The organism is Geodermatophilus sp. SYSU D00815 (assembly GCF_054050035.1).
In genome coordinates this window covers 12,918-29,470 of sequence record NZ_JBJGYO010000017.1, presented here as the reverse complement: position 1 = coordinate 29,470, position 16,553 = coordinate 12,918, and the positions used below count along the sequence as shown (strand labels likewise).

Here is a 16,553-nt window from a genome sequence, read left to right as displayed (position 1 = left end):
CTCGTGATCGGCCTCCGCTGGAGCGACTCAACCCATGCGAGGACGCGATCCGGTACCGGCCGTCCCACCCGTCCCGTCCGTCGCGCGCCGTCCCACGCCGGGACCGGCCGCCGGCCCCGCCGCGGGACGGCGACCGGCGACGAGGGCGGGTCCAGGGCGCGCCGACCAGCTGCCGCGGCGCCGGTGCCCGCTGCCGGGCGGCGGGGTCGGCGGAGGCGGGGTCAGAGGGCGGCGAGGAAGGCCGCGACGCCGTCGTCCTCGTTGCTGCCCGTGACGTCGGTGGCGGCGGCGAGCAGGTCGGGGTGGGCGTGCGCCATCGCGACCGCCCGGCCGCCGGCCTCGCGCACCCAGTCGAAGGCGGCGATGTCGTTGGGCATGTCCCCGAACACGACGACGTCCTCCGGGCCGACGCCGTACCGGGCGGCGACCTTCGCCAGCCCCGACGCCTTGGTGACGCCGAGGGCGCTGATCTCCGCCAGCGCCTCCTCCGACGAGTTGGTCACGGTGGCCCGGTCCCCGACGATCTCCTCGACGGCGGCGAGGAAGGGGTCGCGCGCCAGGTCCTCGTGGCGGGCCAGCAGCTTGGCGACGGGCTCGCGCACCAGCTCCTCGAGCGGGGCGGTGGCCACGCCCGGGGCGTCGACGTCCCACCGCGGGTGGTAGTCGGGCTCGTGCCGGAACTCCAGGCCGTACTCGACGCCGAACCGGGTGCCCGGCTGCCGGCGGCGCAGCTCGGCGACGACGTCCCGCATCACGTCCGGCGCGAGCGGGTCCTCGTCGACGACCGTGAACGTCTCCAGGTCCAGCAGCACCGCGCCGTTGCAGCAGACCGCCGTGCCGAACTCCAGGACCCGCCGGATGCGGCGCATCCAGCGCGGCGGCCGGCCGGTGGCGAGCACCACCGGCACGCCCTCGGCGCGCCAGCGGGCGAGCTCGGCCACGGTGGCGTCGCCGACCGTGTCGTCCCGGTGCAGCAGGGTGCCGTCCATGTCGCTGGCGATCAGCCTGGGTCTCCAGTCAGACACCCAGCACCGCCTCGAGGTAGCGCGCGACACCCTCGGCGTCGTTGCCGCTGGTCAGCTCCGGCGCCGCGGCCCGGACGGCGGGGTGGGCGTTGGCCACGGCGACCGCCCGGCCGCCCGCCTCGGTGACCGCGCCGATCATCGGCAGGTCGTTGGGCATGTCACCGAAGACCAGGACGTCGCCGAAGCCGACGCCGTAGCGGTCGAGGGCCACGGCCAGCCCGCTCGCCTTGGTGATGCCCGGCGGCAGCACCTCGATGAAGCCCAGCCCGGCGTGGGTCACCTCGGCGGCCTGCGGGTCGACGACCGCCCGCGCCCGGGCGAGCAGCTCGTCCTGGCCGAGCGCCGCCGAGCGCAGGAACACCTTGAGGACGGCGCCGTCGGGCAGCACGCGGTGCCGGGGCAGCAGGTGCGCCGGCTCGGGGTAGGGCCAGTCGAAGCCGTGCTGCACCCGCAGCGGCCGGCGGGCCTCGGCCTGCTCGGCGGCGTCCTCGACGGCGATCACCAGGTCGCCGGCGACCGCCTCGATCCGCTCGATCACCGCCATCGCCTGCGCCCGGGGCAGGCCGACGGTGCGCAGCACCTCGTCGCGCTCCAGGTCGACGACGTAGCCGCCCTGGGCCAGCACCGCGATGCCCCGCCGGTCGAGGGCCTCGCGGACGCTGTCGAGCAGCCGCGGCCCCCGGCCGGTGGCGCCGACGACCGGGATGCCGGCGTCCCAGCAGGCCTCCAGCGCCGCGCGGGTGCGGGGGCGGACCGTGCCGGCGGAGTCGAGCAGGGTGCCGTCGAGGTCGGTGGCCACCAGGCGGGGCCGCCACCCGCCGAGGTCGGGCGGCGCGACGACGACGTCGGAACCGGGGGCGGCGTGCCCGGAGGAGGGCAGCACGCCGGGAGCGCTCATGCGGGGACGGCCGCCGTCAGGTCCATGCCCGGCGTGAGCGCCTCGGCGCCGCCCAGCCAGGGCCGCAACGCCTTGGGCACGTGCACCGAGCCGTCGGCGCGCTGGTGCACCTCGAGCAGGCAGGCGATGGTGCGGGCGATCGCGCACAGGGTGCCGTTGAGGGTGGCCAGGACCTGCGGCTTGCCGTCGTCCCCCCGGTGGCGGATGTTGAGCCGGCGGGCCTGGAACGTCGTGCAGTCCGACGTGCTGGTCAGCTCGCGGTAGGTGCCCTGGCTCGGGAACCAGGCCTCGATGTCGAACTTGCGGGCGGCGCTGCTGCCCAGGTCGCCGGCGGCGATGTCGACCACCCGGTAGGGCAGCTCGAGCGCCTGGAGGAACTCCTCCTCCCAGGCGAGCAGCCGCTGGTGCTCGGCCGCGGACTCCTCCGGCCGCACGAAGCCGAACATCTCGACCTTGTCGAACTGGTGCACGCGGATGATGCCGCGGGTGTCCTTGCCGTAGGAGCCGGCCTCGCGGCGGAAGCAGGACGACCAGCCGGCGTAGCGCCGCGGCCCGGCGGAGAGGTCGAGCACCTCGTCCATGTGCATGCCGGCCAACGGCACCTCCGACGTCCCCACGAGGTAGAGGTCGTCGCGCTCGACCCGGTAGACCTCCTCGGCGTGCGCGCCGAGGAAGCCGGTGCCCTCCATCGCCTCGGGCCGCACCAGCGCCGGCGCGACGACCGGGGTGAACCCGGCGGCCACCGCCCGGGTGATCGCCAGCTGGGCGAGGGCGAACTCGAGCAGCGCGCCGGGGCCGGTGAGGAAGTAGAAGCGGGCGCCGGAGACCTTGGCGCCGCGCTCGAGGTCGATCGCGCCGAGCGCCTCGCCGATCTCGACGTGGTCGCGGACCGGGAAGTCGTAGGTGGGGACCTCGCCGACGGTGCGCAGCGTCACCGCGTCGTCCTCACCGCCCGGCGGGACGTCGGGGTGGACGACGTTCGGGATCTTCAGGTGCGCCTCGCGCAGGGCGACGTCGGCGGCGCGCTGCGCCTCCTCGGCCTCCTTGACCTCGGCGGCGAGGGCCTTGGCCCGCTCCAGGACGGCGGGGCGCTCCTCGGGGGAGGCCTTCTTCACCGCCTGCGACGCGGCCTTCTGCTCCCCGCGCAGCTGGTCGGCGCGCCCGACGGCCTGGCGGCGGGCCTCGTCGGCGGCGAGCAGCTGGTCGACCAGGGACTCGTCGGCGCCCCGGGCTCGCTGGCTGGCACGGACGACGTCGGGGTGCTCGCGCACGAGCCGCAGGTCGATCACGGGTCGATCGTAGGTCGCGCCGGGGAACGCCCCGGGCTCCGCCAGGCATAGGAGGCTGTGCATACGGATACCGTGCGGAAACCGTATGCACAGCCTCCTATGCCTCGCCGGCCGCCGGACTGCGGGACACTGGGGGCATGCGCTTCCTCGGCGACCGGCCGCAGCACGACCTCACGTACGCCGACGTCTTCATGGTGCCGAACCACTCGACGGTGGGCTCCCGGCTCGAGGTGGACCTGACCACGCCCGACCGGGTGGGGACGACGATCCCGGTCGTGGTCGCCAACATGACGGCGATCTCCGGCCGGCGGATGGCCGAGACCGTCGCCCGCCGCGGCGGCCTCGCCGTGATCCCGCAGGACATCCCGGTCGACGTCGTCGGCGAGGTGCTCACCTGGATCAAGGCGCGCCACCCGGTCTACGACACCGCGATCACGCTCGGCCCCACCTCGACCGTCGCCGACGCGCTGTCGCTGCTCACCAAGCGCGCGCACGGCATCGTCGCCGTGGTGGAGGACGGCGTGCCCGTCGGCGTGGTCACCGACGGCGCCTGCCAGGGCGTGGACCGGTTCACCCAGCTCTCGCAGGTCATGTCGCCGGACCCGCTGACGGTCCCCGCCGGCACCGACCTGCCCAAGATCTTCGACGTCCTCTCCGACGCGCGGGTCAACGCCGCCCCCGTCGTCGAGGGCGACCGGCTGGTCGGCGTGATCACCCGCAAGGGCGCGCTGCGCTCGGCGCTGTACCTGCCGGCGGTCAACGACCGCGGCCAGCTGCTCACCTCCGCCGCCGTCGGCATCAACGGCGACGTGCGCGGCAAGGCCGAGGCGCTGCTGTCCCACGGCGTCGACGTCCTCGTCGTCGACACCGCGCACGGCCACCAGGAGAAGGCGGTCGAGGCGGTCCGCACGGTGCGGTCGGTGGCCGGCGACGTCCCGGTCGTCGCGGGCAACGTGGTCACCGCCGGAGGGACGACGGACCTGATCGAGGCGGGCGCCGACGTCGTCAAGGTGGGTGTGGGCCCCGGCGCGATGTGCACCACCCGGATGATGACCGGCGTCGGCCGGCCGCAGTTCTCAGCCGTGGAGGAGTGCGCCGCGGCGGCCCGTGCGCTGGGCAAGCACGTCTGGGCCGACGGCGGCGTGCGGCACCCGCGCGACGTGGCGCTGGCGCTGGCGGCGGGCGCGGCCAACGTCATGGTCGGCTCCTGGTTCGCCGGCACCTACGAGAGCGCCGGCGACATGAACCACGACGGCTCGGGCCGGCTCTACAAGGAGTCGTTCGGCATGGCGTCGGCGCGCGCGGTCAAGGCGCGGACGTCGTCGCAGGGCGCCTTCGAGCGCGCCCGCGCCGGCCTGTTCGAGGAGGGCATCAGCTCCTCGCGCATGTACCTCGACCCGGAGCGGCCCGGTGTCGAGGACCTGATCGACGGCATCGTCGCCGGGGTGCGCTCGGCGTGCACCTACGCCGGCGCCCGCACGGTCGACCAGCTGCACGAGCGCGCGGTGCTGGGGGTGCAGAGCGCGGCCGGCTACGAGGAGGGCCGGCCGCTGCCGACCAGCTGGTGAAGCCCCTTCCGCGCGAGCAGTTCGAGGAGCTGGTCGCCGACGCCCTCGACGAGGTGCCGGCCGAGCTCATGGCGCTGCTGGACAACGTCGTCGTCCTGGTCGAGGACCGCAACGAGGAGGAGCCCGAGCTGCTCGGGCTCTACGAGGGCTACGCGCTCCCCGAGCGCGGCTGGCAGTACGGCGGGGCGCTGCCCGACCGGATCATGATCTACCGCGAGGCCATCTGCGACGTCTGCGAGACCGAGGACGAGGTGGTCGAGGAGGTCACGATCACCGTCGTCCACGAGATCGCGCACCACTTCGGCATCGACGACGCCCGCCTCCACGAGCTGGGCTGGGGCTGAGCGCAGGTACCGTGAGCGCTGTGCCGGACACCGCGGGCAAGCTCCCGATCAAGATGCTGCACGACCGCATCCTGGTCGCCCTGCGCAAGGAGGACGGCGAGCGGCGGTCGACCGGCGGCATCCTCATCCCGGCGACCGCGCAGGTCGCCAAGCGGCTGGTGTGGGGTGAGGCCCGCGGCGTCGGCGCCAACGTCCGCCAGGTCAAGGTGGGCGACCAGGTGCTGTTCTCCCCCGAGGACCAGCACGAGGTCGAGGTGCACGGCGAGGACCTGATCATCCTGCGCGAGCGCGACGTGCACGCCGTCGCCGCCGAGCGCATCGAGGAGTCGACCGGCCTCTACCTCTGAACGTCCGCCCCCTGGTGGCGGACGATCACCTCGGTCATCTCCGCCAGGAACCGGCGGACGACGGCGAGCTCCTCGTCGGTGTAGCCCTCCATCGCGGCCACCAGGTCGCGCTGCAGCCCGCCGAAGAACTCCGCGCCCGCCGCCATCGCGGTCGGCGACATCTCCAGCACCACCCGCCGGCGGTCGGCCTCGTCGCGCACCCGGCGCAGGTGCCCGACCCGTTCCAGCCGGTCGACCAGCGCCGTCACCGACGCCGACGAGAGCTCCACCGCCGCGCCCAGCGCCCCCGCCGTCATCGGCCGGCCCGCGCGGGCGGCGTCCATGATCGCCACGAGCGCCCGGACGTCGGTGCGGTTGAGCCCGTGCAGGCCGGCGAACCGCTGCCCGACGGCGTCGAGCTCGACGGTGAGCCGGCGCAGCATCAGCGCCAGCTCCTGCCGCGCGGCTGCATCCACCAGGTCTCCCCTCCCCGAATTGCCGGCAGTGTCACACCGGCCCTAACATCTCGATCGCCGAGATTATCGAGCATCGAGGGATATTCTCACCATGCAACGGCTCCGCTGGCTGCTCCCCCTGCTCGTCGTCCTCGTGTGGCTGGGCGGCGCCGCCCCGCTGGGCAGCCTCAGCGGCAAGCTCACCGGCCTGCAGGAGAACGACAACGCCGCGTTCCTGCCCGACAGCGCCGAGTCCACCCGCGTCACCGAGCTGCAGCAGGCGTTCGCGGCCACCGAGGCGATCCCCGCGGTCCTGCTGTGGGAGAGCACCGACGGCCCCGTGGACGAGGCCGCGCTCGGCGCGATCGCGGAGCGGCTCTCGGCGGCCACCCGGGTGGCCGAGGACGCCGACGCGCTCGCCGGCGAGGCCTCGCCGCCCATCCCGTCGGAGGACGGCGAGGCGGTGCAGGCGTTCCTCCCGCTGTCGCCCGACCTCGGCGACGAGATCGTGCCCGTGGTCGAGGACCTCCGCGCCGCGATCCCGGTCGAGGGCACCGACTCCTTCGTCACCGGTCCCGGCGGGATCTTCGCCGACTTCGCCAACGGGTTCGCCGGCATCGACGGCATCCTGCTGCTGGCCGCGTTCGGCGTCGTCCTGCTCATCCTGCTGGTGGTCTACCGCAGCCCGCTGCTGCCGTTCCTCGTCATCGGGACGGCGGGGCTGGCGCTGACCGCCGCCAACGCCGTGTCCTACTTGCTCGCCGACGCCGGCGTGATCACCGTCAACGGCCAGAGCCAGGGCATCGCCGCGATCCTCGTCGTCGGCGCCGCGACCGACTACGGGCTGCTGCTGGTCGCCCGGTTCCGCGAGGAGCTGCGCCGCGAGCGGTCGAAGTACGCCGCGATGCGCACCGCGCTGCGCCGCTCGTGGGAGCCGATCGTCGCCTCCGGCGCCACCGTCGTGCTCGGCGTGCTCTGCCTGCTCTTCTCCGACCTCGCGTCCAACCGCGGCCTCGGCCCGATCTCGGCGGTCAGCGTCTGCCTCGCCGTGGTCGCCGCGCTGTCGTTCCTGCCGGCGGCGCTCGTGCTGCTCGGGCGCGCCGCGTTCTGGCCGTTCCGGCCGAAGTACGGCGTCGAGCCGCGGGAGGGCCGGGGATGGCAGCGGGTGGCGGCGCTGGTCGGCCGCCGGCCGCGCCGGGTTCTGGCCGTCAGCGTGCTCGCCCTGGTCGCCGCGGCGGTGTTCGCGCCCACCTACCAGGCCGACGGCATCACCTTCTCCGACGCCATCAGGGGCGAGTCGAACGGCGTCGACGGGCAGGAGGCCCTCGCCCGGCACTACGACGCCGGCGTCTCCAGCCCCACCGTGATCGTCACGCCCGAGGCGAGCTGGCCGCAGGTGGCCGAGGCGGCCGCCGCCACCGACGGCGTCGCCGCCGTCGTCCCGTTCACCGGCGGGCAGCCGGGCGCGGAGCCGGTCGTCGCCGACGGCCTGGTCCGGCTCGACGCCACCCTCGCCGTGGCGCCCGACAGCGTCGAGGCGATCGAGGTGGTCAAGGACCTGCGCGCGGAGCTCGACGCGGCCGACCCCGAGGCGCTCGTCGGCGGCGACACGGCCGCCAACCTCGACGCCCGCGAGAGCGCCGCGCACGACCTGCGGCTGATCGTGCCCGCCGTGCTGGTCGTGATCACCATCGTGCTCGCGGTGCTGCTGCGCGCGATCGTGGCACCGCTGCTGCTGGTGGCGACCGTCGTGCTCAGCGTCCTGGCGACGGCCGGGGTGGCGGCGCTGCTGTTCGAGAACGTCTTCGGCTTCCCGGGCAGCGATCCCGGCATCCTGCTGATCGCCTTCGTGTTCCTGGTCGCCCTGGGCATCGACTACAACATCTTCCTGATGACCCGGGCGCGGGAGGAGTCGGCGCGGCACGGCACCCGGGACGGCGTCCTGCGGGCGCTGGCGGTCACCGGCGGGGTGATCACCAGCGCCGGCCTGGTGCTGGCCGCCACCTTCGGCGCGCTGTCGGTGCTGCCCCTGCTGTTCCTCGCCCAGTTGGCGTTCCTCGTGGGTTTCGGCGTCCTGCTCGACACCTTCGTCGTCCGCTCCCTGGTCGTGCCGGCGGCGGTGGCGCTGCTCGGCGACCGGACCTGGTGGCCGAGCCGGCTCGCCCGGCGGCGGGCGGCCGAACCGGAGCGCACGCTCGAGCCGGTATGAGCGGACCGGTTCGTCACACCCCGGTGCGCCGCCTTGGCCCGACCGCGCGGGACCGGGACACTGGCCGGGATGCCGCAGTCAGGAGGCCTCACCGGCGCGCACGCGCGCCAGCCACGCCTCCGCGTCGGCGAAGGCGGCGTCCTCCGCCGTGCCGGGCACCGGCTTGTTCCGCCGCTCGTCGGTGCGCGCGTAGGAGCCCAGGAAGCGGACGTCGTCGCAGACCCGGTGCAGCGCGGCCAGCGCCTCCCCCACCCGCCGGTCGAGGACGTGCCCCTCGCAGTCCAGCGAGAAGGAGTAGACGCCGAGCCGCTCGCGGGTGGGCCGCGACTCGATCCGGGTGAGGCTGATCCCGCGGACGGCGAACTCGCCGAGCAGGCCCAGCAGCGAGCCCGGCCGGTCGCCGATCACGGCCACCAGCGAGGTCTTGTCGTTGCCCGTCGGCTCCGGCAGCGCGCCGGGCGGTTGCACGAGGACGAACCGGGTGACCGCGCCGGGGTGGTCGGCGATGTCGGGCTCCAGGGTGGCCAGGCCGTACCGCTCGGCGGCGATCGGCGCGCAGACCGCGGCGTCGACCTCACCCTCGGCGACGGCGCGGGCGGCGGCCGCGGTGGAGGTCATCGGCAGCGGCGTCACCCCGGGCAGGTTCTCCGCCAGCCAGCGGGCCGACTGCGCGAGGGCGTGCGGGTGGCTGCCCAGCGACCGGACGGCCGGCAGCGGCGTGCCCTCGCGGGCGACCAGCGTCATCGTGACCGGCAGGAACACCTCGCGGGTGATCACCAGCGGCTCGCCGTAGGCCAGGCCGTCCATCGTCGCCGGGACCGAGCCCTCCACCGAGTTCTCCAGCGGCACCAGCGCCGCGTCGGCCTCCCCCGAGCGGACGGCGGCCAGGGCGGCCGCGACGCTCGGCTGGGGGTACCGCCGTCCCTCGCCCGACGTAACTGCCCTGCTCAGGGCCGCTTCGGCGAAGGTACCCTCGGGGCCGAGATAGGCGTACCGCGTCGGGTGCTGGCGGGCGGGAGATCCGGGCACCCGGCGAGGGTAGTGCGGGCGGGTGGGGCCGGGTTCCCCACCCGGGGGAAGCCTCACTACCGGCAGCGCCGGCCGGTCGGGCCGGCGGAGACCGTCGAGTGGAGGAACGCGTGACCCCCGGCTCCGCCCGAGTCACCCAGAGTGACCTCGAGGCTGCGCTGTGGCGTCTGCTGGCCGCCGGTGACCGCGACGACACCTCCGCCTTCCTCGCCGGCCTGGACGACGCCGAGGCCGCGCTCACCACGGCCACCGAGCCGCGCTGGCTGGCCTGGCGGCACGCCCTGGCCGCCCGGCGCGGGCTGGTCGAGTCCGACCCCCGGGCGGTGAGCGACGCGGTCGCCGCCGCCCGCGAGGCGCTGGAGAAGTGCCCGCCGACGGCCGACACCGCGCTGGCCATGGCCTACCTGGCGCACGTCGAGGTCACCGCCGACCGCTTCGACGCGGCGATGCTGCTGGCCGTCGACGCCAGCCTGCTCGTCGAGGCCCCGGCCGCGCGCACCCCCACCCGCGCCCTGCACCAGGCCCACTTCTGGCTGTCCCGCACCCTCACCGGCCTCGACCTGGAGGAGCTCGCCGTCGCCCACGCCCTGCGCGGGCACGGGGTGGCGCTCCAGCTCGACGACCTCGGCGACCAGTGGCGGCTGCTGCTGCTGGTCGCCCAGCAGCAGACCGAGCTGGCGCAGACCCTGCGCCGGCGGGGCGAGATCGACCGCGCCCGGGAGCTGGCCTACACCGCGATCGACTGCGCCGCGGCCGCCCGCGAGCTGGACTGGGATCCCTCGCGCGGCGAGCAGGACCTGCTCGACGTCGTCCAGTCGTGGGCGCTGACCTGCCGCGACGACCTCGACGCCGCGCTCGGCCCGATGCGCAGCGCCCACCGGCGGGTGCAGCAGGAGGGCGGGGTGTGGCTGCGCGGCTACGCCGACCTCGCGCTGGCCCGGCTGCTGGCGCTGCTCGCCGCCCGCGACGCGGCCCCGGCCCTCGGCGAGCAGGCCATCGACCTGCTGGTCGACGCCTCCGGCGCGTTCGCGGCCGCCGGCGACCGGCGGCGCTACCGGCACTGCCTCCTGGAGCTCGGCCAGGCCACCGCCGCCCTGGGCCGCCCCGCGGAGGCGCTGCACTGGCTGGAGGCCTACCGCGCCGACACCGGCCGCGCCCAGGCCCGCGGCCGCGAGCTCTGGGCGGAGATGTTCGTCCAGCGCAGCCGGCTGCGGGAGGCCGAGCGGCAGGCCGCGCTGCTGCGCCGGCACGCGCTGGAGGACCCGCTCACCGGCCTGGGCAACCGGCGCAGCGCCGAGCGGCGGCTGGGCGACCTCGAGCGCGCCGCGGCCCCGCTGTCGCTGGCCGTCGTCGACGTCGACCGGTTCAAGGAGGTCAACGACGAGGGCTCGCACTCCTCGGGCGACGCCGTCCTCAAGCGGGTCGCCGACCTGCTGCGCGAGCACAGCCGCACCGGTGACGAGGTCTACCGGTGGGCCGGTGACGAGTTCCTCGTCGTCCTGCCCACCGCGACCGAGGAGCAGGCGCTCGCCGTCATGGACCGGCTGCGGACGGCCGTCGAGCAGGCCGACTGGTCCGACCTGCCCCTGTCGTCGCCGGTGACGGTGAGCATCGGGGTGGCGACGGCGCCGGCGGCCGACGGCGCGGCGACGGACCCGGTGGGCTGGCGCGCGCTGTTCGACACCGCCGACCTCGAGCTGTTCTCCGCCAAGCGCGGCGGGCGCAACCGCGTGCGGGCGCCGGGCGGCATGCTGCCGGACGTCCCCGCATGACCGCCGGTTGGGGCGCGTGGGACGCGACGGACGAGGGACGGCGTGGCTCCGGTCGGGTGCTCGACTCCGGCCGGGGCGGCGTGCACAGTGCGCTCGTGCCACCGGGAGCCCTGCACCACCGGGTGACCGCTGCCCTCGCCAACTGGCAGCTCGACGCCGCCGAGGAACTGCTGGCCGACGTCGAACTCGCGCCGTCGCCGTACGAGGCACCCGAGACCGACGCCCGGCCCGACCTCGGCCGCGCCTGGGCCGACACCCTGCGCGCCGAGCTGCTCGTGCGCCGGCTGCGGGTCGCCGGGTTCACGCTGGTCGGCGACCCCCTCGGCCCGCCGTCGGAGGCCGCGCCGGCCCCGCTCGACCTGCACGCCGGCGTCGCCGAGCTGATCGAGGGCCCCGCCGACGACGCCGCCGGCGACCCGCGCGCCGAGTCGGCGTCGCGCGCGGCGCTGGCGATCGCGCTGGTCCGCTCGGCCAAGGCCGCCTTCGACGCGATCGACGACGACCTGCAGCGCGCCGCCGGCCTCGCCCGGCACGCCCGCATCGAGCTGCTGTCCCGCCGGATCGACGCGGCCATGGACGAGGCGGTCGAGGCGGCCAGCCTCCTCGACCCCGCCCTCCCGCCGAGCGGCCTGCTGGTCGACACGCTGTCCACGCTGGCCGGCGTCCTCGCCGACCTCGAGCTCATGCCGCTGGCGCTGGACTACCAGCGCCGCGCCTACGAGACCGCCATCGCCGCGGCCGCCGACCCCGAGGCGCTCACCACCGACGACGGCGACCCCGACGTCCTCGTCGCCGCGCACGCCACCCGGCTGGGCGAGCTGTGCGCCGAGCTGGGCGAGGGCCTGCTCGACGACGGCGCCCCCGAGTCGGCCGCCCCGCACTTCGCCGAGGCCCGCCGGATGGCCGAGCGCGCCCTGGAGCTGCTGCCGCCGGAGGAGCCCGGCGTCGTCGCCGCGCAGGTGGTGCACGGGTGGGCGCTGGTCGGGCTGGGCGAGCAGGCCGCCGCGACCGGCCCGCTGCGCGCCGCCGTCCGGATCACCTCGGCGCGGGCTGACCGCGCGCTGCTCTCTTCCGCGCAGCTGGCGCTGGGCCGGGCGCTGCGCCGGCAGGGCGACGGCCGCGGCGCCGACGAGCACCTCACCCAGGCGCTGGGCCTGGCCACCGAGCACGGGCTGCCCCGCGTGCGCCGGGCCGTGCTGCGCGAGCTGTGCACGCTGCACTCCGAGCTCGACGACGCCGGCCGCGCGCTGCCGTACCTGCAGGCCTACATCTCCGACGAGCTCGACCGCGTCGACGAGCGGCGCACCCGCTGGGTGGAGCTGTTCGGCCGGCGCAAGAGCCTGCTGGAGACCGAGCGCGCCGCCGGGCAGCTGCGCCGGCAGGCGTACGAGGACCCGCTGACCCACCTGCCCAACCGGCGCTACGCCGAGGCGCGGCTGGACGGGTTGCTGTCGGCCGGGTCCGCCCCGGCGCTCGCGGTGGTCGACGTCGACCACTTCAAGGAGATCAACGACGCCGTCGGCCACCCGGGCGGGGACGCCGTGCTGCGCGTGGTCGCCGAGCTGCTGGTCGCCGGGGTCCGCGACACCGACGAGGTGTGCCGCTGGGCCGGCGACGAGTTCGTCATCCTGCTGCCCGACACCACCGCGGAGCAGGGCGAGCGGGCGCTGGAGCGGATCCGCCGGGCGATCGCCGCCCACGACTGGTCGGAGATCGGGCTCCCGCGGCCGGTCACCATCAGCGTCGGCATCGCCTCCGCCGCCCGCGGCGACGACCGCCGCACGCTCTTCGCCGCCGCCGACGGCGTCCTCTACGACGCCAAGCGCAGCGGCCGCGACCGCGTGGTGCGGCTCTCCGGCGTCACCCAGACGCGGGCCGGCGCCGGGTCGCCGGACGGCGGGTCGGAGCGGCCGGATCCGGAGCCCACCGGGCCGGCGGCTACGGTCGCCGACGTGCCCCCCGCCCCGCTGGTCGACGACGGCTTCGCCCCGCTGGTCGACGACGGCTTCGCCCCGCTGGTCACCGACGCCCTCCCCGCCGCCCCGCGCGGGCTGGGCGGCGCGGCCGACCCGCCGCTGGCCCCCCTCGCGCCCGCGCCCGCCGCGCGGGTCGCGGTGCCGCCGGCCGCCGAGCCCGAGGTCGTGTGGGGCACCGGGCGCGGCACCGAGCAGGTGCTGGCGCTGGTCCGCGAAGCGCTCGGGGCGCACCCCGACCGGCCGGCCGTGGTGCTGCGCGCCGCCCCGGAGACCCTGGTCGCCCTGGCCGCGGAGCACGAGGCGGGCACGACGATGGACCCCGCCGCGATGGCCGCCGCCGTCGGCCCGCTGCCCGAGCCGGTCGGCCGCGTGGTGGTGCTCAGCGGGGCCGGCGCGGACGCGCCGGTCGCGGCCGAGGCCGCCTTCGTCTCGCGGGTCGCCGGCGCCGAGGTGGTCCGCGTCGCGGACGTCGGCGGCGGCCGCCTGCGCCCGTTCCTCGCCGACCCCTCGCCGCTGGCCGACGCCGACTGCGTGGTCGTCGTCGGCGGCCAGGACGCCGCGCTCGCCGGGACCGTGGCCGCGCTGACCGACGTGCCCGTGGTCGCCGTCCCCACCTCCACAGGGCAGCCCGGCGGGTTCGGCGCCCTCGGCGCGGTGCTGACCGTGCTGGGCTCCGGTGCGCCCGGGGTGGTGGTCAGCGCCGTCGACAACGGCTGGGCCGCCGGCGTCTTCGCCGCCCGCCTGGCCCGCCGCGTTCCGCGCTGACCCCGCTCCCGGGGTCGAACTGGCCCTCCCGGGGTCCTGCACCGCCCCACCGCCACGAGCTGGACCCCACCAGCGCCCCCCTCTCCCGGCGGACCGGCCAGGCATGATCGCCGGGTGACGATCGGCTGGCTGGACCTGGCGGCGGGCGCGAGCGGGGACATGCTGCTCGGCGCGCTCGTCGACGCCGGGGTGCCGCTCGAGGTGCCGGCCCGGGCGGTGGCCGCGCTGGCCGTCGAGCCGATCGCCCTCGCCACCGAGCAGGTCACCCGGCACGGCGTGGGCGCCACCCGCGTGCACGTGTCCGCGCCGCCGTCGCCGGTGCACCGCACGTGGGCCGACGTGCGCGCGATCCTCACCGCCGCCGAACTGCCCGACGCCGTCCGCGACCGGGCGCTGGCGGTGTTCGAGCGGCTGGCGCACGCCGAGGGCCGGGTGCACCGCACCTCCCCCGAGGACGTGCACTTCCACGAGGTGGGCGCCCTGGACGCGCTGGCCGACGTCGTCGGCGTCGTCGCGGGGTTCGCCCACCTGGCGCTCGACCGGCTGGCCGCCTCACCCGTGGCGCTGGGCAGCGGCTCCACGCGCGGCGCGCACGGGGTCGTCCCGGTCCCGGCGCCGGCGGTGCTCGAGCTGCTCGCCGGCGTCCCGGTGCTGGCCGGCCCCGTGCCGGCCGAGGCGTGCACGCCCACCGGCGCGGCGCTGCTCGCCGAGCTGGTCGGCGAGTGGACGGCGCTGCCGCCCATGCGGGTGCGGCGGACCGGCTACGGCGCCGGCGGTCGCGACCCGGTGGAGCTGCCGAACGTCGTCCGCCTGGTCCTGGGCGAGCCCGCGACCGCACCGGCGGCGCCCGTCGTGCTCGAGGCCAACGTCGACGACCTCGACCCGCGGCTGTGGCCGGGCGTGCTCGACGCCCTGCTCGCCGCCGGGGCCTCGGACGCCTGGCTGACCCCGATCGTCATGAAGAAGGGCCGCCCTGCGCACACCGTCTCGGCGCTGTGCCCGCCGGGGGCGGTGGCCGCGGTGCAGGCGGCGGTGTTCGCGACGACGTCGACGATCGGGCTGCGCGTGGTCCCCGTGGCCAAGGTGGCGCTGGAGCGCACGGCGACCTCCGTGGAGGTGCTCGGCGCGGCGGTGGGCGTGAAGGTGGCCCGCCTCGACGGCCGCGTGGTGAACGTGAGCGTCGAGTACGAGGACGTCGTCGCAGTGGCGCGGGCGCACGGGCTCCCGGTCAAGGAGGTGCTGCGCGCCGCCACCGCGGCCGCCGCGGCCGCGCACCCGGTGACCGGGGCGTGAGCCCCGCCGGTCAGGCGGGTGCCGGCTGGGCGGACGTCAGCTGCGCGACCATGGCCGTGACGGGGAGGTAGGCCCGCAGCGCGGTGATCGCGCCGTCCCGGACGTCGTAGGCCATGCAGTAGGGCACGTCCACCTGCCGGCCGGTCGCCGGGACGCCGGCGAAGTCGCCGCGGTGCGTGCCGACGAAGCGCGCCTCCGCCATCGCCACGCCGTCGCCGAACACGAGCCCGTGCAGCTCCGGGCGGGCGTCGAAGAGCTGGGTGTGGAAGGCGACGATCAGGTCGCGCACCGCGTCCCGCCCCTGCAGCTGCTCGCCGGTCTCCATCGTCGTCCAGAGGACGTCCGGGGCGAAGAAGGCGGCGAAGTCCGCCCGGTCGAGCAGCGCCCTCAGGTACGCCTCCATGACCTCACGCGTCTCGACGTCCGACATCGCCGCCTCCTGCACCGATCGGGACCGTCCAGGCCGCCAACCTCCTCCGCGCCCCCGGCGCCGCCCAGGGCCGAACGTCACCGCGGCGGGCGGCGCAGGCCGGCCGCCACCACGGGGACGACGGCGAGCACCAGCAGCGCCACCGCCCCCGTGCCGCCCAGCGCGAAGACCGCGAACACCGGCAGCGAGGCCAGCTCCGTCCCGAGCCCGGCGACCGAGGTGACCGTCGCCCGCCGCGGCCCGGTGATCCGGTCCTGCAGCCGGGCCTCGGCGACGACCAGCACCGCGCAGTACAGCCCGTAGAAGAGGGCGACGGCGGCCAGCGCGGCCGGGCGGGCCCACAGCGCCGCGGCTCCCAGCAGCAGCCCGGAGAGCACCAGCAGGGCCAGCAGCCACCGGGTCGCCAGCTCCCCCGCGCGGCCGCCGAGCGCGGCGCCGACCGCGCCGGCCAGCGGGATCGCCAGCGTGGCCACCGGGACGGCGGTGGCGGGGACGCCCCAGGTGCCGGCCATGAGCGGCCAGTACTCCTCGATCGCGTCCAGGCCGCCGAGCAGGGCCGCGGCCACCACGACCGCGCGCAGCGCCCGGCTGCGCACCACGTCGGTGACGCCGGCCCAGAGGGTGCGGGCGAAGCCCACCACCTCCGCCACGCCGTCGCCGTCCGGGGGGCGCGGCGGCTCCGGGAACCGGGTGGCCAGCGCCGCGGTGACCAGGCAGGTCCCCACGCTGGCCCAGCCCACGAGTGCGTAGCCGCCGAGGGCGAACAGCCCGGTCGCGACGAACGCCGTCGGCACCTGCGCGCCCAGCATGGCCGCGCCCATCCAGCCGTTCACCCGGGCGTAGCGGTCCCGGGCGCCGGCCGCGTCGAGGCCCTCGTAGACCAGCGCCTCGGCCGCGCCCGAGGCCAGCGCCCCGCCGATGCCCCAGAGCACGAACCCGGCGGCGAACGACCAGGTCTCGGGCACCGCCGTCCAGAGCGCGAAACCGGCCGCCTCCAGCAGCGAGGCCAGCACCAGCGCGCCGCGGCGCGACCAGCGGTCGGCGAGGGCCCCGGTGGGCACCTCGGCCACGAAGGCGGTCACCGACCACACCGCGAACAGCGCCGAGACCTCCGCCTCCGACAACCCGGCGTCGGCGAAGAGCAGGGCGTAGAGGGGGTAGAGCGGCACCAGCG

The 16,553-nt window shown here is 76.5% G+C and carries 14 protein-coding genes; 7 read left to right on the top strand and 7 right to left on the bottom strand.

Translation table 11 applies throughout. The annotated features are described in order from the left end of the window. Positions 1 to 221 precede the first annotated feature (221 nt). Genes ACI78S_RS17415 through serS form a run of 3 tightly spaced genes read right to left on the bottom strand, consistent with a single transcriptional unit; the run spans position 222 to position 3,212 of the window. Positions 222 to 1,025: a Cof-type HAD-IIB family hydrolase gene (locus ACI78S_RS17415; protein ID WP_456975586.1), complete on the bottom strand. Its 804-nt coding sequence runs from the start codon at positions 1,023 to 1,025 to the stop codon at positions 222 to 224. After that, positions 1,018 to 1,923 carry an HAD family hydrolase gene (locus ACI78S_RS17410; RefSeq protein WP_456975584.1) on the bottom strand — a complete coding sequence of 302 codons (906 nt, stop codon included), beginning with the start codon at positions 1,921 to 1,923 and terminating at the stop codon, positions 1,018 to 1,020. Before ACI78S_RS17410 ends, ACI78S_RS17415 begins: the two co-directional genes overlap by 8 nt. Next, entirely contained in the window at positions 1,920 to 3,212 is a 1,293-nt protein-coding gene (gene serS / locus ACI78S_RS17405) for a serine--tRNA ligase (protein WP_456975582.1), read from the bottom strand. The genes ACI78S_RS17410 and serS overlap by 4 nt, the downstream gene beginning before the upstream one ends. Before the next feature lie 137 nt (positions 3,213 to 3,349). On the opposite strand from serS, the gene ACI78S_RS17400 reads away from it, so the two are divergent. The 3 genes from ACI78S_RS17400 to ACI78S_RS17390 are packed head-to-tail and all read left to right on the top strand — an operon-like array spanning position 3,350 to position 5,471. Next, entirely contained in the window at positions 3,350 to 4,780 is a 1,431-nt protein-coding gene (locus ACI78S_RS17400; protein WP_456975580.1) for a GuaB1 family IMP dehydrogenase-related protein, read from the top strand. Next, positions 4,777 to 5,124, top strand: coding sequence for a metallopeptidase family protein (locus tag ACI78S_RS17395; protein WP_456975578.1), 348 nt, complete (start codon positions 4,777 to 4,779; stop codon positions 5,122 to 5,124). The genes ACI78S_RS17400 and ACI78S_RS17395 overlap by 4 nt, the downstream gene beginning before the upstream one ends. Positions 5,125 to 5,144: 20 nt before the next feature. Next, positions 5,145 to 5,471: a GroES family chaperonin gene (locus ACI78S_RS17390; protein WP_456975576.1), complete on the top strand. Its 327-nt coding sequence runs from the start codon at positions 5,145 to 5,147 to the stop codon at positions 5,469 to 5,471. Here the strand turns inward: ACI78S_RS17390 and ACI78S_RS17385 are convergent. Then, complete coding sequence (locus ACI78S_RS17385; RefSeq protein ID WP_456975574.1) at positions 5,462 to 5,926, bottom strand: MarR family winged helix-turn-helix transcriptional regulator; 465 nt, start codon at positions 5,924 to 5,926, stop codon at positions 5,462 to 5,464. The two genes, ACI78S_RS17390 and ACI78S_RS17385, sit on opposite strands and share 10 nt — an antisense overlap. Before the next feature lie 91 nt (positions 5,927 to 6,017). Between ACI78S_RS17385 and ACI78S_RS17380 the strand changes: the two genes are divergently transcribed. Continuing rightward, on the top strand, positions 6,018 to 8,114 hold the full coding sequence (locus ACI78S_RS17380) for an MMPL family transporter (RefSeq protein ID WP_456975572.1): 2,097 nt from the start codon (positions 6,018 to 6,020) through the stop codon (positions 8,112 to 8,114). A gap of 78 nt (positions 8,115 to 8,192) precedes the next feature. Here the strand turns inward: ACI78S_RS17380 and pheA are convergent, their stop codons facing one another. After that, the gene (gene pheA / locus ACI78S_RS17375) at positions 8,193 to 9,143 is read right to left on the bottom strand and encodes a prephenate dehydratase (RefSeq protein WP_456975570.1); all 951 of its coding nucleotides are present in this window, start codon (positions 9,141 to 9,143) and stop codon (positions 8,193 to 8,195) included. 110 nt (positions 9,144 to 9,253) lie between these two features. Between pheA and ACI78S_RS17370 the strand changes: the two genes are divergently transcribed. From ACI78S_RS17370 to larC, 3 genes are all read left to right on the top strand, one after another. Then, the gene (locus tag ACI78S_RS17370; protein ID WP_456975568.1) at positions 9,254 to 10,915 is read left to right on the top strand and encodes a diguanylate cyclase; all 1,662 of its coding nucleotides are present in this window, start codon (positions 9,254 to 9,256) and stop codon (positions 10,913 to 10,915) included. Positions 10,916 to 11,010: 95 nt separating this feature from the next. Continuing rightward, positions 11,011 to 13,656: a diguanylate cyclase domain-containing protein gene (locus ACI78S_RS17365; RefSeq protein WP_456975566.1), complete on the top strand. Its 2,646-nt coding sequence runs from the start codon at positions 11,011 to 11,013 to the stop codon at positions 13,654 to 13,656. Positions 13,657 to 13,770: 114 nt separating this feature from the next. Further along, a complete protein-coding gene (gene larC / locus ACI78S_RS17360) occupies positions 13,771 to 14,949 on the top strand; it encodes a nickel pincer cofactor biosynthesis protein LarC (protein ID WP_456975564.1) in 1,179 nt (392 codons plus the stop codon). A gap of 10 nt (positions 14,950 to 14,959) precedes the next feature. Here larC and ACI78S_RS17355 read toward each other — a convergent pair whose 3' ends face one another. Both ACI78S_RS17355 and ACI78S_RS17350 read right to left on the bottom strand, forming a co-directional pair. Then, complete coding sequence (locus ACI78S_RS17355; RefSeq protein ID WP_456975562.1) at positions 14,960 to 15,379, bottom strand: ester cyclase; 420 nt, start codon at positions 15,377 to 15,379, stop codon at positions 14,960 to 14,962. 77 nt (positions 15,380 to 15,456) lie between these two features. After that, a complete protein-coding gene (locus ACI78S_RS17350; protein WP_456975560.1) occupies positions 15,457 to 16,548 on the bottom strand; it encodes an MFS transporter in 1,092 nt (363 codons plus the stop codon). Positions 16,549 to 16,553: the final 5 nt, after the last annotated feature.